18 protein-coding genes are annotated in these 20,167 nt (G+C 53.1%); 13 read left to right on the top strand and 5 right to left on the bottom strand.

The window, feature by feature from the left end; all coding sequences use genetic code 11:
• Window positions 1-5: 5 nt before the first annotated feature.
• The 8 genes from BM040_RS10170 (at window position 6) to recJ (ending at window position 10,315) form a co-directional block, all read left to right on the top strand.
• Window positions 6-725: a type III pantothenate kinase gene (locus BM040_RS10170; protein WP_092100771.1), complete on the top strand. Its 720-nt coding sequence runs from the start codon at window positions 6-8 to the stop codon at window positions 723-725.
• Window positions 718-2,031 carry a BamG family beta-barrel-assembly machinery protein gene (locus tag BM040_RS10165; RefSeq protein ID WP_092100770.1) on the top strand — a complete coding sequence of 438 codons (1,314 nt, stop codon included), beginning with the start codon at window positions 718-720 and terminating at the stop codon, window positions 2,029-2,031. Before BM040_RS10170 ends, BM040_RS10165 begins: the two co-directional genes overlap by 8 nt.
• 126 nt (window positions 2,032-2,157) lie before the next feature.
• Window positions 2,158-2,697 (top strand): LPS export ABC transporter periplasmic protein LptC, encoded by a 540-nt coding sequence (gene lptC, locus BM040_RS10160; protein WP_092100769.1) that lies wholly within the window; start codon window positions 2,158-2,160, stop codon window positions 2,695-2,697.
• Window positions 2,694-2,870: a hypothetical protein gene (locus BM040_RS21710; protein WP_175491033.1), complete on the top strand. Its 177-nt coding sequence runs from the start codon at window positions 2,694-2,696 to the stop codon at window positions 2,868-2,870. The genes lptC and BM040_RS21710 overlap by 4 nt, the downstream gene beginning before the upstream one ends.
• A gap of 22 nt (window positions 2,871-2,892) precedes the next feature.
• On the top strand, window positions 2,893-4,194 hold the full coding sequence (locus tag BM040_RS10155) for a hemolysin family protein (protein WP_092100767.1): 1,302 nt from the start codon (window positions 2,893-2,895) through the stop codon (window positions 4,192-4,194).
• A gap of 75 nt (window positions 4,195-4,269) precedes the next feature.
• Window positions 4,270-6,375, top strand: coding sequence for a peptidylprolyl isomerase (locus BM040_RS10150; RefSeq protein ID WP_092100765.1), 2,106 nt, complete (start codon window positions 4,270-4,272; stop codon window positions 6,373-6,375).
• Window positions 6,376-6,550: 175 nt separating this feature from the next.
• Window positions 6,551-8,371 carry a tetratricopeptide repeat protein gene (locus tag BM040_RS10145; protein ID WP_092100764.1) on the top strand — a complete coding sequence of 607 codons (1,821 nt, stop codon included), beginning with the start codon at window positions 6,551-6,553 and terminating at the stop codon, window positions 8,369-8,371.
• Window positions 8,372-8,608: 237 nt separating this feature from the next.
• Window positions 8,609-10,315: a single-stranded-DNA-specific exonuclease RecJ gene (recJ, locus tag BM040_RS10140; RefSeq protein WP_092101459.1), complete on the top strand. Its 1,707-nt coding sequence runs from the start codon at window positions 8,609-8,611 to the stop codon at window positions 10,313-10,315.
• 61 nt (window positions 10,316-10,376) lie between these two features.
• Here the strand turns inward: recJ and BM040_RS10135 are convergent, their stop codons facing one another.
• On the bottom strand, window positions 10,377-11,198 hold the full coding sequence (locus BM040_RS10135) for a glycoside hydrolase family 25 protein (protein WP_092100763.1): 822 nt from the start codon (window positions 11,196-11,198) through the stop codon (window positions 10,377-10,379).
• A gap of 199 nt (window positions 11,199-11,397) precedes the next feature.
• Between BM040_RS10135 and lptB the strand changes: the two genes are divergently transcribed.
• The 4 genes from lptB to BM040_RS10115 all read left to right on the top strand — a co-directional run bounded on the left by lptB (window position 11,398) and on the right by BM040_RS10115 (window position 15,521).
• Complete coding sequence (lptB, locus tag BM040_RS10130; protein WP_092100762.1) at window positions 11,398-12,129, top strand: LPS export ABC transporter ATP-binding protein; 732 nt, start codon at window positions 11,398-11,400, stop codon at window positions 12,127-12,129.
• Between the two features lie 45 nt (window positions 12,130-12,174).
• A complete protein-coding gene (locus BM040_RS10125; RefSeq protein WP_092100761.1) occupies window positions 12,175-12,555 on the top strand; it encodes a four helix bundle protein in 381 nt (126 codons plus the stop codon).
• Window positions 12,556-12,630: 75 nt separating this feature from the next.
• Entirely contained in the window at window positions 12,631-14,115 is a 1,485-nt protein-coding gene (locus BM040_RS10120; RefSeq protein ID WP_092100760.1) for a GH3 auxin-responsive promoter family protein, read from the top strand.
• 419 nt (window positions 14,116-14,534) lie between these two features.
• Window positions 14,535-15,521: an IS481 family transposase gene (locus BM040_RS10115; protein WP_092100757.1), complete on the top strand. Its 987-nt coding sequence runs from the start codon at window positions 14,535-14,537 to the stop codon at window positions 15,519-15,521.
• Between the two features lie 50 nt (window positions 15,522-15,571).
• On the opposite strand, the gene BM040_RS10110 is transcribed toward BM040_RS10115, so the two are convergent.
• The 4 genes from BM040_RS10110 to gltX form a co-directional block, all read right to left on the bottom strand.
• Window positions 15,572-15,862 carry a hypothetical protein gene (locus tag BM040_RS10110; protein ID WP_092100754.1) on the bottom strand — a complete coding sequence of 97 codons (291 nt, stop codon included), beginning with the start codon at window positions 15,860-15,862 and terminating at the stop codon, window positions 15,572-15,574.
• 58 nt (window positions 15,863-15,920) lie between these two features.
• Window positions 15,921-16,688 (bottom strand): TIGR00266 family protein, encoded by a 768-nt coding sequence (locus tag BM040_RS10105; protein WP_092100752.1) that lies wholly within the window; start codon window positions 16,686-16,688, stop codon window positions 15,921-15,923.
• A 132-nt stretch (window positions 16,689-16,820) separates the two neighbouring features.
• Entirely contained in the window at window positions 16,821-17,192 is a 372-nt protein-coding gene (locus BM040_RS10100) for a hypothetical protein (RefSeq protein ID WP_092100750.1), read from the bottom strand.
• 131 nt (window positions 17,193-17,323) lie between these two features.
• Window positions 17,324-18,865, bottom strand: a complete 1,542-nt coding sequence (gltX, locus tag BM040_RS10095; RefSeq protein ID WP_092100749.1) for a glutamate--tRNA ligase — start codon at window positions 18,863-18,865, stop codon at window positions 17,324-17,326.
• 180 nt (window positions 18,866-19,045) lie between these two features.
• Between gltX and BM040_RS10090 the strand changes: the two genes are divergently transcribed.
• The gene (locus BM040_RS10090) at window positions 19,046-20,065 is read left to right on the top strand and encodes a YihY/virulence factor BrkB family protein (RefSeq protein WP_092100739.1); all 1,020 of its coding nucleotides are present in this window, start codon (window positions 19,046-19,048) and stop codon (window positions 20,063-20,065) included.
• Window positions 20,066-20,167 lie beyond the last annotated feature (102 nt).

The raw sequence follows: 20,167 nt of genomic DNA, 5'->3' as shown, positions 1-20,167 counted from the left end.
GCTGCATGCGCGACCTGGCCATTGATATAGGGAACACCGGCACCAAGTATGGCATCTTCGAGGAGGGTGCTCTGGTGGAGCAGGGCTATTTTGAAGGACAGGACCCACTGCCGCCCGCGCTGCAAGGCCAAACCTTTGACAGGGCCATTGTTGCCTCGGTGGGCGCAGGCGCAGAAAGTATAAAAGCAGGGCTGTCTGTTACGGGTAAGCTATTAGAGCTAACCCCACAGGCAGCCTTGCCTGTTATAAACCGCTACAAAACCCCGCAAACGCTGGGCGCCGACAGGATTGCCGCAGCTGTGGGGGCCAATTACCTGTTCCCGGGGCGCAACTGCCTTGTATTTGATGCAGGCACCTGCATCACGCATGATTTTGTGGACGCGCAGGGGCAGTACCAGGGTGGGGGCATAGCGCCCGGGCTGCGGATGAAATTCAGGGCCCTGCATACTTTTACAGAGCGGCTGCCGTTAGTACAGCAAATCGACGAAAAATTTCCGCTGACGGGGCAAAGTACCCAGGAGTCCATTCTGAGCGGTGTTTTGGCCGGCAGCGTGGCCGAGCTCAATGGTTTTATCCAGGCCTACACCGAAAGAGCTGCCGATTTAGTGGTTATACTTTGCGGGGGCGATGCAGGATTTTTTGAAAAAAAGTTAAAAGGACGCATCTTTGTAATTCCTGAACTGGTCTTGATCGGGCTTCACAGAATATTGACATATAATGCATAAGACACTCCGAGTACTGATAGGCTTCGCGGCACTATGCCTGACGCAGGTGGCCCAGGCGCAGCTTATCGGCAATACGCCCTACTCCCGCTACGGCATGGGCGAGGTCAACGAGATTTACGGCAGCATTCGCGGGGCTGGTATGGCCGGGGCAGGCATTAGTGCGGGAAACAGCTTTCAGCCGAATACGGCGAACCCGGCTTTGCTATACTATAACAGCATCACCAACTTCGATTTCAGTGGGGCAGGGCAGTTTAAAACTGTAAAGAGCCAGTACGCCTCGCAGCGCGACGGTAACGCCAACCTGTATAACCTTTCGCTTGCCATCCCTATCTCCAGGCGCTGGAGCACGGCTGTCGGGCTGCGTCCTTTTACAACAATTAATTACGAGATAAACTCTTCCTCTGAGGTGGAGGGCAACCCGCAAGCCAGCATCCTGCGCAAGTACTCTGGCGAGGGAGGTCTTTCGGAGGCATACTTTGCCCACGGCATCAGGCTTTTCGGAGGCCTGACCATTGGCGGTAGTGCCTCTTACCTGTTCGGCAATACCATCGCCGAAACCGGAACCAACGTGCAGGACCCGGAGCAGGCAAGCGCGAGCATCGTGAACATCACGCGCGTGGACCGCACCACCTACAGCGACTTCATCTTCCGGGCAGGCATCAACTACAGGCAGAAGCTTAAAGACAAACTGAACATGAGTGTGGGCGGTGTCTATACTTTTGCAGCAGACCTGGAGGCAGAGCGCGATGTGTCGCTGGAGCGCCGCGGACCGGACGGCAACCTGTTGCCCGACCAATCGGGGGCAGGCCTTATTACGTATGAGGATACGCTTAGCAGCTCTATTCACCTGCCGGCCAACTGGCGCGCCGGCATCAGCATCGACAACGGCAGCAACCTGACGGTGGCGGCAGACTTCAGCACCTACGAGTGGTCAAAGTATAAATCCTTTGAGGGCGGCAACGATAACCTGAAGGATAGCTACAGAATGGCTCTGGGAGCAGAGTATACGCCTAACGCCAACGCCATCGACAGCTACTTTAAGCGCATCACCTACCGCGGAGGCTTATACTTTAACGACACGCAGTACCGCCTGAACGGAGAGGACATCAAGGACATGGGCGTAACGGCTGGCTTCACATTCCCGCTGGGCCGTGGCACTATTTACGACCTGTATCTGTTAAACCTATCGTTGGGGTACGGCCAGCGCGGCACCACCGACAGCGGCCTTATTAAAGAGGATTACCTGCAGTTCGGCCTCGGCTTTACTGTAAACAGCCGCTGGTTCCTGAAGCGCCGCATCGAGTAGGCATCAAGCATAGCTATAAAGTATAAAGGCCGTTCTTGGAGCGGCTTTTTTTATGGCAGGCCGTTACCCCATCAGATAAAGTATAAAAATTACTACCTTCACAGAAACCGAAGTATAAAACATTCAATGCGAAAAGCATTTTTAGTGATGCTGGCTGTTGTGCTCACCGTGGCAGGCTTTGGCTGCAAGAGGGAGACTAAAAACCCCGACGAGGAAGAGCGCTACACCGGCCCGACCATCGAGAACCATGATGTGACCACGCTCTACAGCGACTCGGCCAAGCTGCTCATCAAGCTGCAGGCGCCCGTGCAGCAGGAGTTTGAGAACGGCGACGGCGTTTTTCCGGACGGCTTCTATGTGGAGTTCTACGACGAAGACGGCACCCTGGAGTCGACGCTGCGGGGCAACTACGGCAAGCAGGATCCCCGCAAAAGCCTGTACTACGCCCGGGGAAACGTGGTGGTGGACAACCTGAAGAAACAGGAGAAGCTGGAGACAGAGGAACTGTACTGGGACCGCAACAAGGCGCAGATCTACACCGACAAGTTCGTGAAAATCACCACGCCAGAAGAGATCCTGACCGGCAAAGGCCTGACGGCAAAGCAGGACATGTCGCGCTACTCCATCAAGCAGGTGACAGGTAAATTTAATTTTAGTGAACAATGAACCGAAGGCTCCTTTACGTGATTTTGCTATCGCTGTCTTTTGTGGTGATGGTGATTGGCGCGCACCGCAGCATCGTCGAAGACGACTTTGCAGGCAACTACTGGATCTTCATGATCGGCCTGGTGCTGTTTATCCTCTACAACTACACGAAGAAGAAGGACAGCGGCGCCTAAGTATGTTTGACTTCGATACCCCATGATAGACCCCAATCAGATCATACTGCTATGCGTGGCGTTGCTGTTTTCGGCCTTTTTCTCCGGCATGGAGATGGCATTTATGGCGGCCAACAGGATACAGATAGAGCTGAGCGAAAAAAACGGCGTATTCTCAGGCCGCATCCTGTGGCACCTGTTGCAGCGCCCCACCCGCCTGATGGGCACCACCCTGATCGGCAATACTTTGGCTCTGGTGCTCTATGGCTTCAGCATTGCCAGCGTGCTGTACCAGCTGCTCTACGCCTACCTGCCTGATCCGCTGCAAAACAGCCTGCTCATACTTATACTTCAGATATTTATTGCCTCGGTTGTGGTGCTGCTCACTGCGGAGTTTTTACCCCGTAGCCTGGCGGCCGTCAACCCCAACAAGCTGCTGCAGGTGCTGGCCATACCCTTTGTGTTGTTGTACTACCTGCTGTCGCCGGTGGTGGTGCTGATTGTGGGGCTGAGCAAGTGGGTGGCCGAGAAAGTGTTTAAGATCGAGCTCTCGGAGGAGAAGCCGGTGTTTGGCTTTACCGACCTCAATGCCTTTATCAAGAATCGCCTCTACCACCCCGAGCAGGAGCACGCCCCGGATATAGACCAGGAGATTTTCCATAACGCTCTGGAGTTTAAGACCGTGAAGGTGCGCGAATGCATGGTGCCCCGCACCGAGATTGAGGCCGTGGAGGTAACCGACTCGCTGCAGGCACTGCGCGAGACTTTTATTGAGACCGGTCACTCCAAGATTCTGGTTTATGAAGACAGCATCGACAACATCGTCGGGTACTGCCACCAACTGGACATGTTCCGCCAGCCGCAAAGTATACGGGAGGTGCTGGCGCCGGTAAGTATGGTGCCGGAAAGCATGCTGGCCAGTGAGCTGTTTGTGAAGTTTGTGGCCGAGCACCGGAGCGTGGCCGTGGTGGTGGATGAGTTTGGCGGCACCTCGGGCATTGTAACCGTGGAGGACGTGATAGAGGAGATCTTCGGCGAGATTGAAGATGAGTTTGACAGGAACGAAGGGCTGCTGGAACAGGTTATACCGGATAAGGGCATGTACATCCTGAGCGCGCGCCATGAGATAGACTACCTGAACGAGAAGTATGAGCTGGACCTGCCGGAGGGAGATTACGAGACGCTTGGCGGGCTGTTTTTCTCCGCTTTCGGGGAGATACCCATGCCGGGCGACAAAGTTACAGTGCCGCCTTTCTCCATCACCGTGCTGACGATGGACGAGAACCGCATCGATGCCGTGAAGCTGGTAAAAAACACAGATTTTCAGGCAGATGCCAGAAGTTAAACAGCAGGATAAAAATTTTGAATTTTAGGCTGATTAACCTTATTTTGCACAATCCTTTTATAAGTAACATAAAGAATGGCATTAATTAACAAGATTAGAGAGAAGTCTGGTTGGGCTGTAGGCGCCATTGCCATCGGGCTTGGTGTGTTCGTGGTAGGCGGCGACCTGCTGGGGCCAAACTCGAGACTGCTGGGCGGCAACGCAAACATAGTAGGTGAGATAGCCGGTGAGGAGATTGACTACCAGGAGTTTGACAACGTACTACAGCAGGTAAAGGCTGACTACGAAGGCCGCGTGGGCCGTACTGCCACAGAAGGCGAAATGGCCATGCTGCGCGAGCAAGCCTGGAATCAGCTAATCTTTAAGATTGTGCTGGAAAAGGAATATGACCGACTGGGCCTGGAGGTGACAGACGAAGAACTGGCCGACATGGTACAGGGCAACAACATACACCCTGCCGTAATGCAGGCTTTCGCCAACCCGCAGACAGGCGAGTTTGACCGTAACCAGGTGCTACAGTACCTGCAGAACCTGGACCAGACCGGTACACGCTCCATGTGGGTTAACTTTGAGCATAGCATCGCCGAAGACCGCCTGCAGAGCAAGTATGCCAACCTGTTCAGCAAAACAGCCTATGTAACGGGCGCAGAGGCAAAAAGCTTCTACCAGGCGCAAAACTCCGCCGCTACCCTAAAAGTGTTGTTTGTGCCTTACGGCTCAATCTCTGACTCTGCCGTTTCGGTTACAGATGCCCAACTAAAGGATTACTACGAGCGCAACAAAGAGCTTTATAAGGTAGAAGAAGGCCGCACGATTGAGTTTGTAACGATACCTGTTGCCGTTTCTGCAGAGGATAGCACGTACTACAACCAGGAGATTGCCGAAATCTCCAAGCAATTTGCGAGCACCACCAACGACTCTGCCTTCGTTAACGCTAACTCTGACGTGCCTTTCAGCGGAGCTTACGTGAACCCAGGCGAGCTGCCGGAGGAGCTGCTGAAGCAACTGCCGCTGGAGAAGGGCAAAGTATACGGCCCTTATACTACCAGCAGCAACGTAACGCTCTACAAAGTGAGCGACATCAAAACGGCAGATAAGGACGCTGTAAGAGCCAGCCATATCCTGATCCGTCCGGAAAGCGATACACCGGAGGACAAGGCTGCTGCCAAGGTGAAAGCGCAGGACGTACTGACACAACTTAAGAACGGCGCTGACTTTGCACAGATGGCCGCGCAGCATGGCTCAGACGGTACTGCCTCCCGCGGTGGTGACCTGGGCTGGTTCCCGGAGGGGCAAATGGTGCCGGCGTTCGAGAAGGCCGTATTTGGCTTTAGCGGCACAGGGCTGCTGCCAAACCTGGTGGAGACAGAATATGGCTACCACATCGTGAAGGTGACAGAGCCTAAGACAAAGCAATCTTATAAGATAGCTGCCATTACACGCAGCCTTGAGCCAAGCGAGACAACCCGCGACGCAGCCTACGCTGTTGCTGACGAGCTGGCCGGCACAAGCGGTAATACCGAGGAGTTCAGAAAAAATGTAGAAGCTAACAAGTCGCTGGTAAAAGAAGAGGCCGCCAACATCGGCAAGAACCAGGTACTGGTGAATAACCTCACCAGTGCACGCGAGCTTGTTCGTTGGGCTTATGCCAAAGATACCGACATCGGTGACGTATCCCCTGTTTATGAAATCAATGATCAGTTCGTAGTGGCTACCTTAACAGGCAAGCGCGACAAAGGGTACGCCTCTGTTGCGGATGTGCGCGAGGAGCTGACCGCAGCCGTTCGTGAGGAGTTGAAGGCGAAGCAAATACTGGACAAGCTGAAGGGCCAGCAAGGCTCTGTGGATCAGATGGCCGCTGCCTATGGTCCGGATGCCATCGTGCGTACTGCCGACAACGTAACGCTTGCTTCTAACTCTATCCCAGGCATTGGCGTGGAGCCAGTAGCGGTAGGCAAGGCCTTCGGCCTGAAGCCAGGTAGCCGCACGACGCCGTTTGAGGGCGAGGCCGGCGTGCTGGTGGTAGAGCTGACAAGCCTGAACCCTGCTCCGGAGATTGACGATTTCTCTAACGTGAAGCAGCAAATCCTGACAACCCGCGCAGGCCGTGCCGAGACGCGTGCGTTTGAGGCCCTGAGAGAGAAAGCCGACATAAAAGACAACCGCGTACGCTTCTTCTAAGCCAACCGGTTATACTTCATACAGAGAGCCACTCCCCCTAAAGGAGTGGCTCTTTTTTTATACTTTAAAGTATGGCTATACTTTAGGCAGGCCAAAACCAAACCGATTGTGTATCTTCATAGTTAAGAGAAAAGAGACGTATAGGTAGGGGCAGGCTTTTCGTTTTAAGATAACTATGCACAAGAACATACTTTATACTTTGCTGCTCGCATTGGCGGTAGTGCTAGCGGCTCCGTTGGCGGTAGCCCAGCAGCAACAGGACCTGGAGCTAGCGCGGCAGTACTTCAGCCAGGGCGACTACGCCAAGGCGGAGGAACTGTATGGCAAGCTGCTCGACAACGATCGGCTGTTCCATGCCGTGTACCCCGACTACCTGAAGACCTTGCTGGCTCAGCGCAACTATAAGGAGGCCGAGAAACTGGTGAAGCGAACCGCGAAGCGCTTTCCTGATAACCCGGGCTATGAGGTGGACCTGGGGCGGGTGTACCAGGCGGCAGGAGACAAGTCCGCGGCAGAAAAGCAGTTCGACAAGCTGCTGGCAAGCATGAAACCCGAGGCAGCGGTGGTGGTGGCCAATGCCTTTATGCAGCACGAGATGTTCGACTACGCCGAAAAAGCCTATCTGCGCGGGCGCCAGATCAGCAACGACCAGACTGCTTTTACACGTCCGCTCATCGCGCTGTACGCCTATCGCCAGCAAACAGAAAAGCTGATACCTGAGGTGCTGAACCTGCTGCAGGAGAACGAGAGCGAGCTGGGATATGTGCAGAGCCGGCTTCAGGGTAGCCTGCAGGAGGAAAAGAACTTCGACGTGCTGGAGAAAGAGCTCATCATGCGGGTGCAGCAGAACCCAGACAAACTTGCCTACAGCGAGATGCTGATCTGGCTCTACATCCAGCGAAAAGATTTTTATAGCGCGCTGATGCAGGCCCGCGCCGTGGACAAGCGCACACGAAGCGGCGGTACCCGCGTCATGGAGCTGGGCACCATCAGCTTAAGAAACCAGGACTACGAGGGGGCGATTGAGGCATTCCAGTACATGGTAGAGGAGTATCCCGATGGGCCATACTACCTGATGGCGCGGCAGCGGCTGATAAATGCCCGCGAGGAGCAGGTGGAGAACACCTTTCCGGTAGACAAGGAAAAGATACTGGCTTTGATTACCGATTACGATGCGCTGCTGAACGAGGTGGGCCGCCGCCCCGAGACAGTGGAAGTGCTGCAGCACATGGCCGGCCTCTATGCCTTCCACCTGGATGAGAAAGAGAAAGCCATCGCGCTGCTGCAGGAAGCCATTAGTATGCCCCGCGCCAACCCGGCTCTGGTAGCAGACAGCAAGCTGACGCTGGGGGATATTTACCTGCTGAAGGGAGAGCCTTGGGAAAGCACGCTGCTGTACTCGCAGGTGGAGAAATCGCACAAGGAGACACCTGTAGGCCATGAGGCCAAACTTCGGAATGCCCGCCTGAGCTACTATAGGGGCGATTTTGAGCTGGCGCAGGCGCACCTCGACATCCTGAAAATGGCCACCAGCCGCGAGATTGCCAACGACGCCATGGACCTGAGCCTGCTCATCACCGACAACACCGGCCTGGACACTTCTACGGTGGCAATGAAGGAGTATGCCGCTATTGACCTGCTCATCTTCCAGAACAAGCTGCAGGAGGCCTTAACCGCCTTGGATGGCATGCTGCAGAAGTACCCCGGCCATAGCCTGACTGATGAAATATACTTTCAGAAAGCGACTATATTTGAGCGGATGGGCCAGTTTAACCAAGCGGTGGAGAGCCTGCAGAAGATCGTAGGCAACCCTCAGTACGATATCCTGAGCGACGACGCCCTGTACCGCATGGCCTATATCTACGAGGAGAACCTGAACGACAAGGAGAAGGCGCAGCAGCTCTACAACGAACTGCTGGTGAAGCACCAGGGCAGCGTGTACGCGGCAGAGGCCCGCAAGCGCTTCCGCAACCTGCGCGGCGATAAGCTGAACTGATCTCCGTTAAGAGAAGAAAATAAAGAGGATAAGTATAAAGACCAGGAAGAACCCATACATAATCAGGTCCAAAGAGTAGTTTTTATACTTTTCGTAAGTTTCTCTGAATCGTTTCACCACTATTCCTGTTAAGGTTGCAAAAGTAGCAAAATAAAGCGTGAAGGGAAATCAGACCAGGCAGGTGCAGGTTAAATTAACTACCTTTGCGACAGAACAAGTATAGTGCAGCAAGAGTTTATGGAGAAAAGGTGGGTAATTAGCCCGGAGGCACCGGCAGAGGTAGTGCAGCGGCTTGCAGAGGAGCTAAAAATAAGTGCCACATTGGCTTCTGTACTTTGCCAGCGCGGCATCTGCACCTTCGACGAGGCCAGGCACTTTTTCCGCCCCTCCCTGCAGGACCTCCACGACCCTTTCCTGATGAAGGACATGGACCGCGCCGTGAACCGCCTGAACGAAGCCCTGCACCGCAACGAGCGCATCCTGGTCTATGGCGATTACGACGTGGATGGCACCACCTCCGTAGCCCTCATGTATGGCTTCCTGCGCAACTATACTTCCAGCATCGATTTTTACATTCCCGACAGGTATAAAGAAGGCTACGGCGTATCGAGCCAGGGCATTGACTGGGCGGCCGAGCATGGCTTCACGCTCATCATCAGCCTCGACTGTGGTATAAAGTCCGCAGACAAGGTGGCTTATGCCTCTACCAAAGGCATCGACTTCATCATCTGCGACCACCACCTGCCCGACGAGGACATCCCACAGGCAGTGGCCGTGCTGGACCCCAAGCAGGTGGATTGCCCTTATCCCTACAAAGAGCTCTCCGGCTGCGGGGTAGGCTTTAAGCTGCTGCAGGCGTTCTGTATGCAGAATGATATAGACCAACGGGAGGCTTACCGGCTGCTGGATCTGTTGGTGGTAAGTATAGCCGCCGATATCGTACCCATTACCGGGGAAAACCGCATCCTTGCATACTTTGGTCTGAAGTATCTGAACGGCCCGCAACCCATGCGGCCAGGCTTAGCCGCCCTGAAAGAGCTGGCCGACATACGCAGCGAGATGGACATTACCAGCATTGTGTTTGGGTTTGCACCGCGCATTAACGCCGCCGGGCGCATGGGCGATGCCAAGAACTCGGTACGCATGCTGCTGGCCCAGACAAAGGAAGAGGCCTTTAAAATGGCCGATATCATCAATGAGTCGAACAAGGAGCGCCGCGACAAGGACAGTAATATCACCAAAGAGGCCTTGCAGATGATAGAGCAGGATGATTTCCTGCGTAACGCAAGCTCCACTGTGCTGTACAAAGACTCCTGGCACAAAGGCGTAATCGGGATTGTGGCCTCGCGCTGCATTGAGCATTACTACCGCCCCACCATTATACTTACCCAGTCCAACGGCAAGGCCTCTGGCTCGGCCAGGTCGGTGCATGGATTTAACGTGCACGATGCCATCGAGAGCTGCTCTGACCTGCTGGACCAGTTTGGCGGCCATATGTACGCGGCAGGGCTTACGCTGCCAGTAGAGAATATCCCTGCCTTCAGGAAGCGCTTTGAAGAGGTAGTAGCCAATACCATTACCGAAGAGCAGAAAATACCACAAATTGAGATTGATGCGCCGCTCAAGCTAAACCAGATTACCCGCAACTTCTACAACATCGTGCGGCAGATGGAGCCCTTTGGCCCCGGCAACATGCGCCCGGTGTTCGTGTCAGAGTGCGTCTATGATACCGGCAGCGTACGCGTAGTCGGCGATTCGCACCTGAAGCTGCGCCTAACCCAGGACGGCTACTTTAACATCGATGCCATCGGCTTTGGGCTGAGTGATTACTACGAGAGAATCAGCAAGGGTATTCCGTTTGATGTGTGTTATACGATTGAGGAAAATGAGTTCCGGGGCGTCATCACGCTGCAGCTCCGCATCAAAGACATCCGCATAAAATAAGTAAAGGCTCCCGGTAAGGGAGCCTTTTTGTTTGAAGTATAAAGTATACTAAAGTATAAACCTACGGCAGCGGCTGCAGGTGCTTTAGCTGCGAGAGCGGGCTTTCCTGGTCGTAGCGGCTGTAGACGATAAACTCGGGCACGCATAGCTGGCGCAGCTGCTCAAAGTCGCCGGCAAAAAAGTTGATATCCACGGCAGCATCTATACCCGCCACGGAGCCGCGGTCGGTAAACTGCCAGAACATCCAGTTGTCGGTGTGGTATGTTTCGGGTTTTACATCGCTGTAGCGCGCAATCCAGAATTTATACTCCGGGAAATGGCCCTTCAGATAGCGCCGGTAATAGTTCTGGCCTGTGTAAATGATGGGCCGCACGCCGTAGTGTGCCGTAACGGCCTCCAGCCATGTCCGCACATCCTTGCGCAGCTGCTCCGGAGATACGTTTTTATCCATCACCTCCAGGTCCAGCACAGGCGGAAGGTCGCCGGGCTCCAGGTTCACGGTGCTTGTAAAAACCTGTATTTGCTCCTCAACCGGCGCAGTTGGCCTGTAGAAGTGATAGGCACCGCGCTTAATGCCATGGCGTTTGGTTTCTTCCCAGTTGCGGTTAAAGAACGGGTCTTGCCAGTAGCTGCCTTCAGTTGCCTTTATAAAAGAAAAGGCCATGTCCGACTGGCTCACCAGCGTCCAGTCAATCTCTTTCTGCCACCTCGATACGTCTATGCCCCTTACCACTGTAGTGGTGCTGTTACTCTCTGAAGAAGCGGCTTTAGGCTCGTTGGCAGAGGTACCACCAGAAGCTGTGGCTACAGCTGTAGCGCTGCAGACCAGCAAAGCCGAGAGGATAAGCCTCCGGCAGGCCGGGAACAATAAACGTAAGGTCATAAGTAAGTAAGGTTGAAGATTGTAAGCGTGTATCAAATTAAATATTAAATTAAGATGAGGCAATAGTTGGTTAATAGGATTATATAGATTGTTGGATTTGTTTTAATAGTATTCTTTTAATATATAATAGGTAATGTAAAGCGGTCACTACCTGGCATTCTCATTGCAGGAAGTCGGCATTATGCGTAATTTAGCCACGATGATATTGAGAGCTGAACACCTGATAAAGAAATATAAATCCCGCACCGTTGTAAACGACGTAAGTGTGGAGGTAAACCAGGGCGAAATTGTGGGGTTGCTGGGGCCTAACGGTGCCGGAAAAACCACATCTTTCTACATGATTGTGGGCTTGGTGAAGCCAAACTCCGGTCGGATTTATCTGGATAAGGAAGACATAACGGATCTACCCATGTATAAGCGGGCCAAGCGCGGGGTAGGGTACCTGGCGCAGGAGGCATCCGTGTTCAGGCAACTGACGGTGGAGGAAAACATCTTATCGGTATTAGAAATGACCGACCTGCCCAAAAAGGCGCAGTATGAAAAGGTGGAGGAGCTGCTGGAGGAGTTTTCACTGACGCACGTGCGCAAGAACAAAGGTATTGTGCTGAGCGGTGGCGAGCGCCGCCGCACCGAGATTGCCCGCGCCCTGGCCGTAGACCCTAAGTTCGTATTACTCGATGAGCCTTTTGCCGGCGTAGACCCTATTGCCGTGGAGGAAATCCAGAGCATCGTGGCCAAGCTGAAGAACAAAAACATCGGCATCCTCATCACCGACCACAACGTAAACGAGACCCTGTCCATTACCGACAGGGCTTACCTGCTGTTTGAGGGAAAGATCCTGAAAGCCGGCACCGCCGAAGAGTTGGCAGCCGACGAGCAGGTGCGCCGCGTATACCTGGGCAAGCACTTCGAGCTGAAGCGGAAGATTTAATTGCTGATTGTGAATTGTTGATTGCTTTTCTCGTAGAGTGAAACCATGAACGGGAAAAAACATCATCAACTAAATGACTTAGAGTCATACAAGGTAGCTTTCAATCTGAGCAACTATGTCTGGGCAAGAGTAGATGTTTGGGATTACTTTCCTAAGAACACAGTTGGCATACAGTTTACTAGCGCCGTTGACAGTATTTCTGCTAACATTGCAGAAGGGTTTGGGAGATATAACAAGAAGGATAAAATTAAGTTTTATAGGTACGCGAGAGGTTCTGTGTTTGAATGCTACGACTGGAATGAAAAGAGCCGGATCAGAAAACTGTTGAGCCAGGAAGAGTATGAACAAGTGTTTGCGGAACTACAAAAATTGCCCAAATTAATAAATGGTTTGATAAAGCTGACGAACGAGAATCTGAAAGATTAACCTATGAACAATCAGCAATCAACAACTAGCAATTACTAACCTTTGGAAATACTAAATTCGATACTGACGTGGGTGATGAAGAAGCGGATCCATGACATTGATCTGTTTCGGAAATACCCGCATGAGGTACAGTTGGAGCTGTTTCAGGACCTGATCAGCACGGCTAAAAGTACAGAGTGGGGCAAAAAGTATGGCTACGGCGATAGCCTGAGCGTGCAGGAGTTTCAGGAGCGGGTGCCCATCAGTGCTTACGAGGACATGTATCCTTACATTGAGCGCATGATGAAGGGTGAACAGAACGTGCTGTGGCCTTCCAAAATTGAGTGGTTCGCCAAATCCTCGGGCACGACCAACGCCCGCAGCAAGTATATTCCCGTTAGCCCGGAGTCCTTGGAAGACTGCCACTACAAGGGCGGCAAGGACATGCTCTCCATCTACGTTAACCTCTACCCCGATACCAAGCTCTTTACCGGCAAGGGCCTCTCTATTGGCGGCAGTCACCGCCCCAGCGAGTTTAACGCCAAAGTAAATTGCGGCGACGTGTCGGCAGTGATCATGCAGAACCTGCCCATCTGGGCCGAGGCCATGCGCACGCCTCCACTTAAAGTGGCTCTGATGGACAAGTGGGAGGAGAAGATAGAGAAGATGGTGGAGGTAACCGTAAAAGAGAACGTGACTAGCCTCAGTGGCGTGCCCACCTGGACTTTTGTGTTGCTGAAGCGCATCCTGGAGGTAACCGGCAAAAGTAACATCCTGGAAGTATGGCCCAACCTGGAGCTGTTCACGCACGGGGCTGTGGCCTTTGGCCCGTACCGCCAGCTTTTTAGAGAGCTGATCCCATCCAGCCAAATGAATTACCTGGAAGTATACAACGCCTCCGAGGGCTTCTTCGGGATACAGGACCAGGCCGGCACAGAAGACGAAATGCTGCTGATGCTGGACTACGGCGTTTACTATGAGTTCATTCCGATGGACCAATTCGAAGAAGAGCATCCTAAAACGCTGACGCTGGACCAGGTGGAACTTGGGAAAAATTACGCCCTTGTGATTTCGACCAACGCCGGATTGTGGCGCTATAAAATCGGCGACACGATCCGTTTTACCAGCCTGAGCCCATACCGCATCAAGATATCGGGCCGTACCAAGCACTTTATCAATGCCTTTGGCGAGGAGGTGATTGTAGAGAATGCAGAGGTAGCCATCACCGCTGCCTGTGATGCCACCGGGGCCGTGATTTCTAACTTCACAGCTGCGCCGATTTACCTGGAGAACGACAAGCGTGGCGGCCACGAGTGGCTAATAGAATTTGAGAAGGAGCCAAGTGACCTGAAGCGGTTTACGCAGGTGCTGGATGAGAAGCTGCGCGAGGTAAACTCCGACTACGACGCCAAACGCCAGAACGACATCGCCCTGCAGGAACCGTTGGTGCATGCCGCCCCAGTAGGCACTTTCCTCAACTGGCTCAGCCACAAAGGCAAGCTGGGTGGCCAAAACAAAGTTCCCCGCCTCAGCAACACCCGCGAGTACTTGGAGGAAATAATGGAAGTGAACGGACTATAAGGAGTTAGAGAGTTTAGGAGTTAGAGAGTTAAAGGAGCTTTAACCATTCCTGCTCATCTTCTCCTGTCATCCTGTAAGGATCTTGGTAGAAGGGAGGTTAAGCAACAGCTACAAGGCAAACAGGCTGCTGTATTGATAGCACAGGCTCCCCTCCTTGACTAAGGAGGGGTAAGGGGTGGTTGGACCCGGCACTACATAGTATAAAAGTATAAAATAGCAGCCCCGGCAAGTATAAACCTGCCGGGGCTGCAGAGGCATCTAGTTTATCCTGAAACCTTTAACTGTGAAGGTTCAAAAGATGCGCTACAGTTACGGGTGTTGATTTAATCTTGTAATATTACTACTATTGAAGCTGTGGACTTGTGGGTAACTCGAGAGAGTTATCCATAAATCCACAGCTATTTTTTATCTGTATCGCTATGAATAAGCAGGAACAGAAGAAGAAAGCCAGAGAAGACTGGATCAAGGTCTATCAACAACTGGGGTCCATCAGCAAGGCTGCCCGCCGCTGCGGCATCGCCCGCTCCACCCTGCAGCGGTGGATCAGACGCCAGGCTGAGGAGGGATTGGGGGACCGCTCCAGAAGGCCTCACCGGATGGCCAGGCAGAAGTGGGACGACGAGGTGATCAACCTAATCCTGGACACCCGAGACACCCATCGCTACGGCAAGATCAGGATCTGCTCTCACCTGCTTCTGCACCATCAGATTAAGATCTCCCCTTCAACCGTAGCCCGGGTGCTGGAGAAGTACAACATGAAGCTGATCAAGCGCTATCGAAAGAAGAAGGATTTTAAGCGCTACGCCAAAGATATTCCTGGGGAGAGGGTTCAGATGGATGTCTGCAAGATAGATACCGGCATCTACCAGTACACAGCCATCGATGACTGTAGCCGTTTTAGGGTGCTATACACCTACTCCAAGAGGACTGCTAAAAACTCTGCCCTCTTTCTGGAGCGGGTGGTCGAGCAGATGCCTTTCCCGGTACAGCGGGTCCAAACGGACAGGGGGCGGGAGTTTTTCGGTCTTGCCTTCCAGGAGAAGCTCCGTGAATACGGCATTAAGTTTCGGCCTGTCAAACCACGCTCTCCCCATCTGAACGGCAAAGTGGAGCGAAGCCAGCAGACTGACTTGCAGGAGTTCTACGTGGCGGCTAATCTAAAAGATCCCCAGCTAAACGACCGGCTGGAGGAGTGGCAGTTTCACTACAACTGGCACCGCGCCCACAGCTCGCTGAAAGGAAAAACGCCCATGGATGTGGTAACTGAGAAGTCAGCCCTCACCCCGCTGTGGGAAGACATCGAGGCAAAGTATGATGCGGCCAGAGAACCGGTACGTGAACAGAACTACGGCTGGGAGAGAAAACTTAGCAAGTACAAAACAAAACGAAGGCCTGCAGAAAATTAGAAATATCTAACTTTTGGCAAGCCTTCTAGTGTAGCGGATCTATAGAACCACTACACTTTAACTCTCCATACTTTAGAAGAGTCTTTTTCTAAAACAACGTGAACAGGAGCATTCTCTCTGCTTCCCTTCACTGTATAGCTAAAGAAGGCTTTGCCTCCTTCAGAGTAACCTTCAACCTCACCTATCGCATCTATTACCGCTGGATTTTCCTTTATGTATTCTTGGGCGGCGATAAACGCATCTGTTTCTTTGATCTTTATGGAGATCATAACATTAATAAGTAAGGCGATGACGAAAAGTATGGCAAAAGCACTAATTATAATCTTTGTTAATCTGCTCATTGTAGCGTTATAGCTCGGAAGTTAAAGCAAAGTTAACAAAGTATAACTCTATACTTTCCTACTCCAGGAAACTGCTCATAAAGCCGCCCTCCTTGTTGGCGTTCTCACCGCGGGGCATCAGCGCTTCAATCAGTTTCTTCACCGGCATCGACTGCAGCCATACGCGGCCCGTACCGCGCAGGGTAGCCAGGAACAAGCCCTCTCCGCCAAAGATCATCGACTTAAGGCCACCGGCACGCTGCACACTGAAATCGATGCCTTCCTCAAAGGCTACCACGCAGCCAGTGTCCACGCGCAGGGTTTCGTTGTTTAGCTGCTTTTCTACAATCGTGCCGCCAGCGTGCACGAAAGCCAAGCCATCGCCCTGCATCTTCTGAAGTATAAATCCCTCGCCGCCAAAGAAGCCAGAGCCAAGCTTCTGGTTGAAGTGAATGCTGAGCTTGGTGCCCAAAGCCGCTGCCAGAAACGCGTCCTTCTGTGCGATGAGTGTGTTGTTACGCGTCGCACTAAGGTCTATAGGCAGGATGGTGCCAGGGTAGGGGGCCGAGAAAGCCACGCGGCTCTTGCCGTAGCCACGGTGCGTAAAGTGCGTCATAAACAGCGACTCGCCCGTAATCAGGCGGCTACCGGCAGAAACCAGTTTGCCGAGGAAGCCTTGGCTGGGATTAGATCCGTCGCCCATCTTCGTCTCAAAGTCGATGCCCTGCTCCATGTACACCATGGCGCCGGCCTCGGCTATCACCGTCTCGTTCGGGTCCAGCTCAATCTCCAGCACCTGGATATCGTTACCGAAAATTTTGTAGTCAATCTCGTGTGAGTTTCTCATAGTTATAGTTTGAGGTTTTGAATGGGTAGAAAGTTAGTTGAATTTTTAGAAAAAGAACGAATAAAGCCGGTGCGTAACGTATAGGCACCGGCTTTATTTATGCAGTTTAATCGTCTCTACTGAGGAAGTGGTTTAATCTTCTTCGTCTTCCTCTTCGTCATCATTCTTTCCTTTCCTGCGGCGGGCTTTGGGCAGGTTTTTGTCGTCCTCCTCGTCAGACACGGCGTTGGTGTTGCGCACAAAGTCCTCGTCGGTTTCCTCTACCTCCTCGCTTTCCTCCACATGAAATGCCTCTTCCTCCTCCCGCTTCGCCTTTTCGGCGGCGTCGCGCTTCATCAGCTTTTTATCATCCACGTTTTGGTTCAGGAACTCGTTTATCCTGTCGATGCTGTAGTTGGAGATGATTTCGCCGTGCTCATTCACCTTGATCTCGAATCCCTCTAAATCCTTGTGCACCCGCGACTTCTTCTTCTCGCTTTTACTCTCTTTTTTATTTTTAGCCATGGTGTTTCTCCTGTTTTATACTTAGGTATATAAGCTAGGGAGGAGGAATTTGTTGCAGTGGGGAGCAAAGGGCATTAAAAAAGGCCAGCCACAGGGCCAGCCTTTTATACTTGTAAGTATGATTTTATACTTTATGCGGATACGTAGCTGCTCAGCTTGGCAATAGCTGTCTCAATGCGCTGAACAGTCTCCTCGCGGCCGATTACCTCAATAATCTGCATCAGGTCCGGACCAGCCTCGGCACCGGTTACAGCCAGGCGCAGGGCCTGCATTACCTGCCCGATCTTCATGCCGTGGCGCTCCAGGATGCTTATCAGCAGGTCCTTCACAGTGTCGGCATTCAAGTCCTGCAGCGAGGGCAGCTCATTCTTGAAGTCCTCGAAAACGGCAACCGACTGGCTGTTCCATTTCTTAGAGGCCACTTTCTCGCTATACTCTTCCGGTGCCACAAAGAAATACTTGGCCTCCTGCCAGAAATCCTGCGGGAACGACACGCGCTCCTTCATCAGGCCAGCGATTTTCTCAGCTTTCTCGGGCGTGGTGGTCAGGTTGTGCTCCTCCAGGGCCTTGATCAGGTAACCGGCTAGTTCGCTGTCTGGCTTGGCGCGCAGGTACTGCTCGTTAAACCAACGGGCCTTCTGTATATCGAAACGGGTGCCGGACTTGCCGATGCGCTCCACGGAGAACTCGTTTGCCAGCTCCTCCATCGAGAAGATCTCCTGGCTGGTGCCCGGGTTCCAGCCCAAGAAGGCCAGGAAGTTTATAAAGGCCTCCGGCAGATAGCCTGACTCGCGGTAACCAGAAGAGATTTCGCTGGTAAACGGATCCTGCCAGCGCAGCGGGAACACGGGGAAACCCAACTTGTCGCCGTCGCGCTTGCTCAGCTTGCCGTTGCCGTCGGGTTTGAGCAGCAGCGGTAGGTGGGCAAACTCCGGCATGGTGTCTTCCCAGCCCAGGTAGCGGTACAGCAGCACGTGCAGCGGCGCTGATGGCAACCACTCCTCGCCACGGATCACATGGGTGATCTCCATCAGGTGGTCGTCCACGATGTTGGCCAGGTGGTAGGTCGGCATGCCATCCGACTTCATCAATACTTTATCGTCTATGGAAGAAGAGTGCACCATTACCCAACCGCGGATCATGTCTTTCAGGCGAATTTCCTCCTTGCGCGGCACTTTCAGGCGGATTACGTAGGGCTCCCCGCTCTCCAGCTTCTGCTTCACCTCATCCTCAGGCAGGGTGAGGGAGTTCTTCATCGTCATGCGGGTGATGGCGTTGTACTGCGGCGTGGCCACTTTGGCGGCCTTCAGGCGCTCGCGCATCGCCTCCAGCTCTTCGGCTGTGTCGAAGGCGTAGTAGGCATGGCCTGCCTCCACCAGTTGCAGGGCATACTGCATGTACATCGGCTTGCGCTCCGACTGGCGGTAAGGGGCGTGTGGGCCGCCTTTCCAGGGGCTCTCGTCCAGCTCAATGCCGCACCACTCCAGCGACTCGCGGATGTAATCCTCGGCACCCGGCACAAAGCGGTTCTGGTCTGTATCCTCGATGCGCAGGATCATCTTGCCGCCCGTTTTGCGGGCCAGCAGGTAATTGTAAAGGGCGGTGCGCACACCACCGATATGGAGAGGCCCTGTCGGACTTGGGGCAAAGCGTACTCTAACTTCTCTTTCCATGTATGGTTGTCTTATTCAGCACTGTAAAATTCGCTGCAAAGGTACGAATAAAGTATGGTTTCGTAACGGTAAAATGCCGCTGGAGTTGTATAAGGCCGGTCTCTGCTCCAATACTAATAATAAGTTGCAATATACTCGCTACTAATGCCTTGCGTATCTGCTTAAACAATACACTGCAACATGGTAAAGAAGCGCGCATGGTTGATTTGGGGCCTGCTAAAGGAAACAGGCCTGGAGTTTATCGACAACAACTCCTTCCAGAAGGGAGCGGCCCTGGCGTACTATACCATCTTTGCGCTGCCGCCCATGCTCATTATCATCATCAGTGCCGCTGGGTACTTTTTTGGGGAGAAGGCCGTGTCGGGCGAAGTATACTTCCGCATCAATGAGTTGATAGGGGCGGAGGGGGCCTCTGCCGTGCAGAAAATGGTGGAGAGCGTGAATGAGTTCGGCGCTTTTAACCTGGCGGCGGTTATTGGCGTTATCACCCTTTTTATAGCCGCCACGGGTGTTTTCATCTCCCTTCAGGACTCCCTGAACGAGATATGGCACGTAAAGCCGGTGCCCAAGCGCGGCTACGTAAAGCTGCTGCTGGACCGTTTGCTTTCCTTCGGGATGATTCTGACGCTGGCCGTAGTGCTGCTACTCTCCTTAATGGCAAATGCCATTCTGGTGGCCATTGGCGATTTCCTGACGGCGCGCTTCTCGGGCTGGATTGTGTATGTGCTGCATGGGGTCAATTTTGTGTCGGCTTTTCTGCTGATGTCGTTTCTGTTTGCCTGCATTTACAAGTTTTTGCCAGATGCCAAGATAAAGTGGCGCGATGTGGGAGTGGGGGCGTTGGTTACGTCGCTGCTATTCGTGGTGTTCCGCGGCTTGATCGGATTCTACCTGGGCACCAGCGACGTAGCGTCGGTATACGGGGCAGCCGGCTCGGTGGTGGTGATACTTACCTGGGTGTTCTTTACCTCCCAGATCATTTTCTTCGGGGCCGTGTTCACGTTTGTGTACTCGCGCAAGTATGGCCACAACATTTATCCGGCAACCTACGCCGTGCGGGTGATCCGGCAGGAGGTGGAGGTAGGCAACTCAGCAGTGAACGCAGAACCCGGAAAGCACGAGCGTGAAGCATACGGCGAGCCGGAGGAAAGCCAGGAACCGACAGAGGAAGGAGAGGCGGATAAAGGAGCAAATATTTAGAGTTGAGGAGTTAGAGAGTTTAGGAGTTAGAGGGTTAAAAAGTGCCGGCTATACTATCCTAGCTGCTGCTTCCTGCAACTGGAAAGAAGCTATCCTTCCAAA

The sequence above is a fragment of the Pontibacter chinhatensis genome, assembly GCF_900113285.1.
Classification (GTDB): domain Bacteria; phylum Bacteroidota; class Bacteroidia; order Cytophagales; family Hymenobacteraceae; genus Pontibacter; species Pontibacter chinhatensis.
The sequence above is the reverse complement of the archived record's forward strand: the minus strand, read 5'-3'. Positions and strand labels throughout refer to the sequence as shown.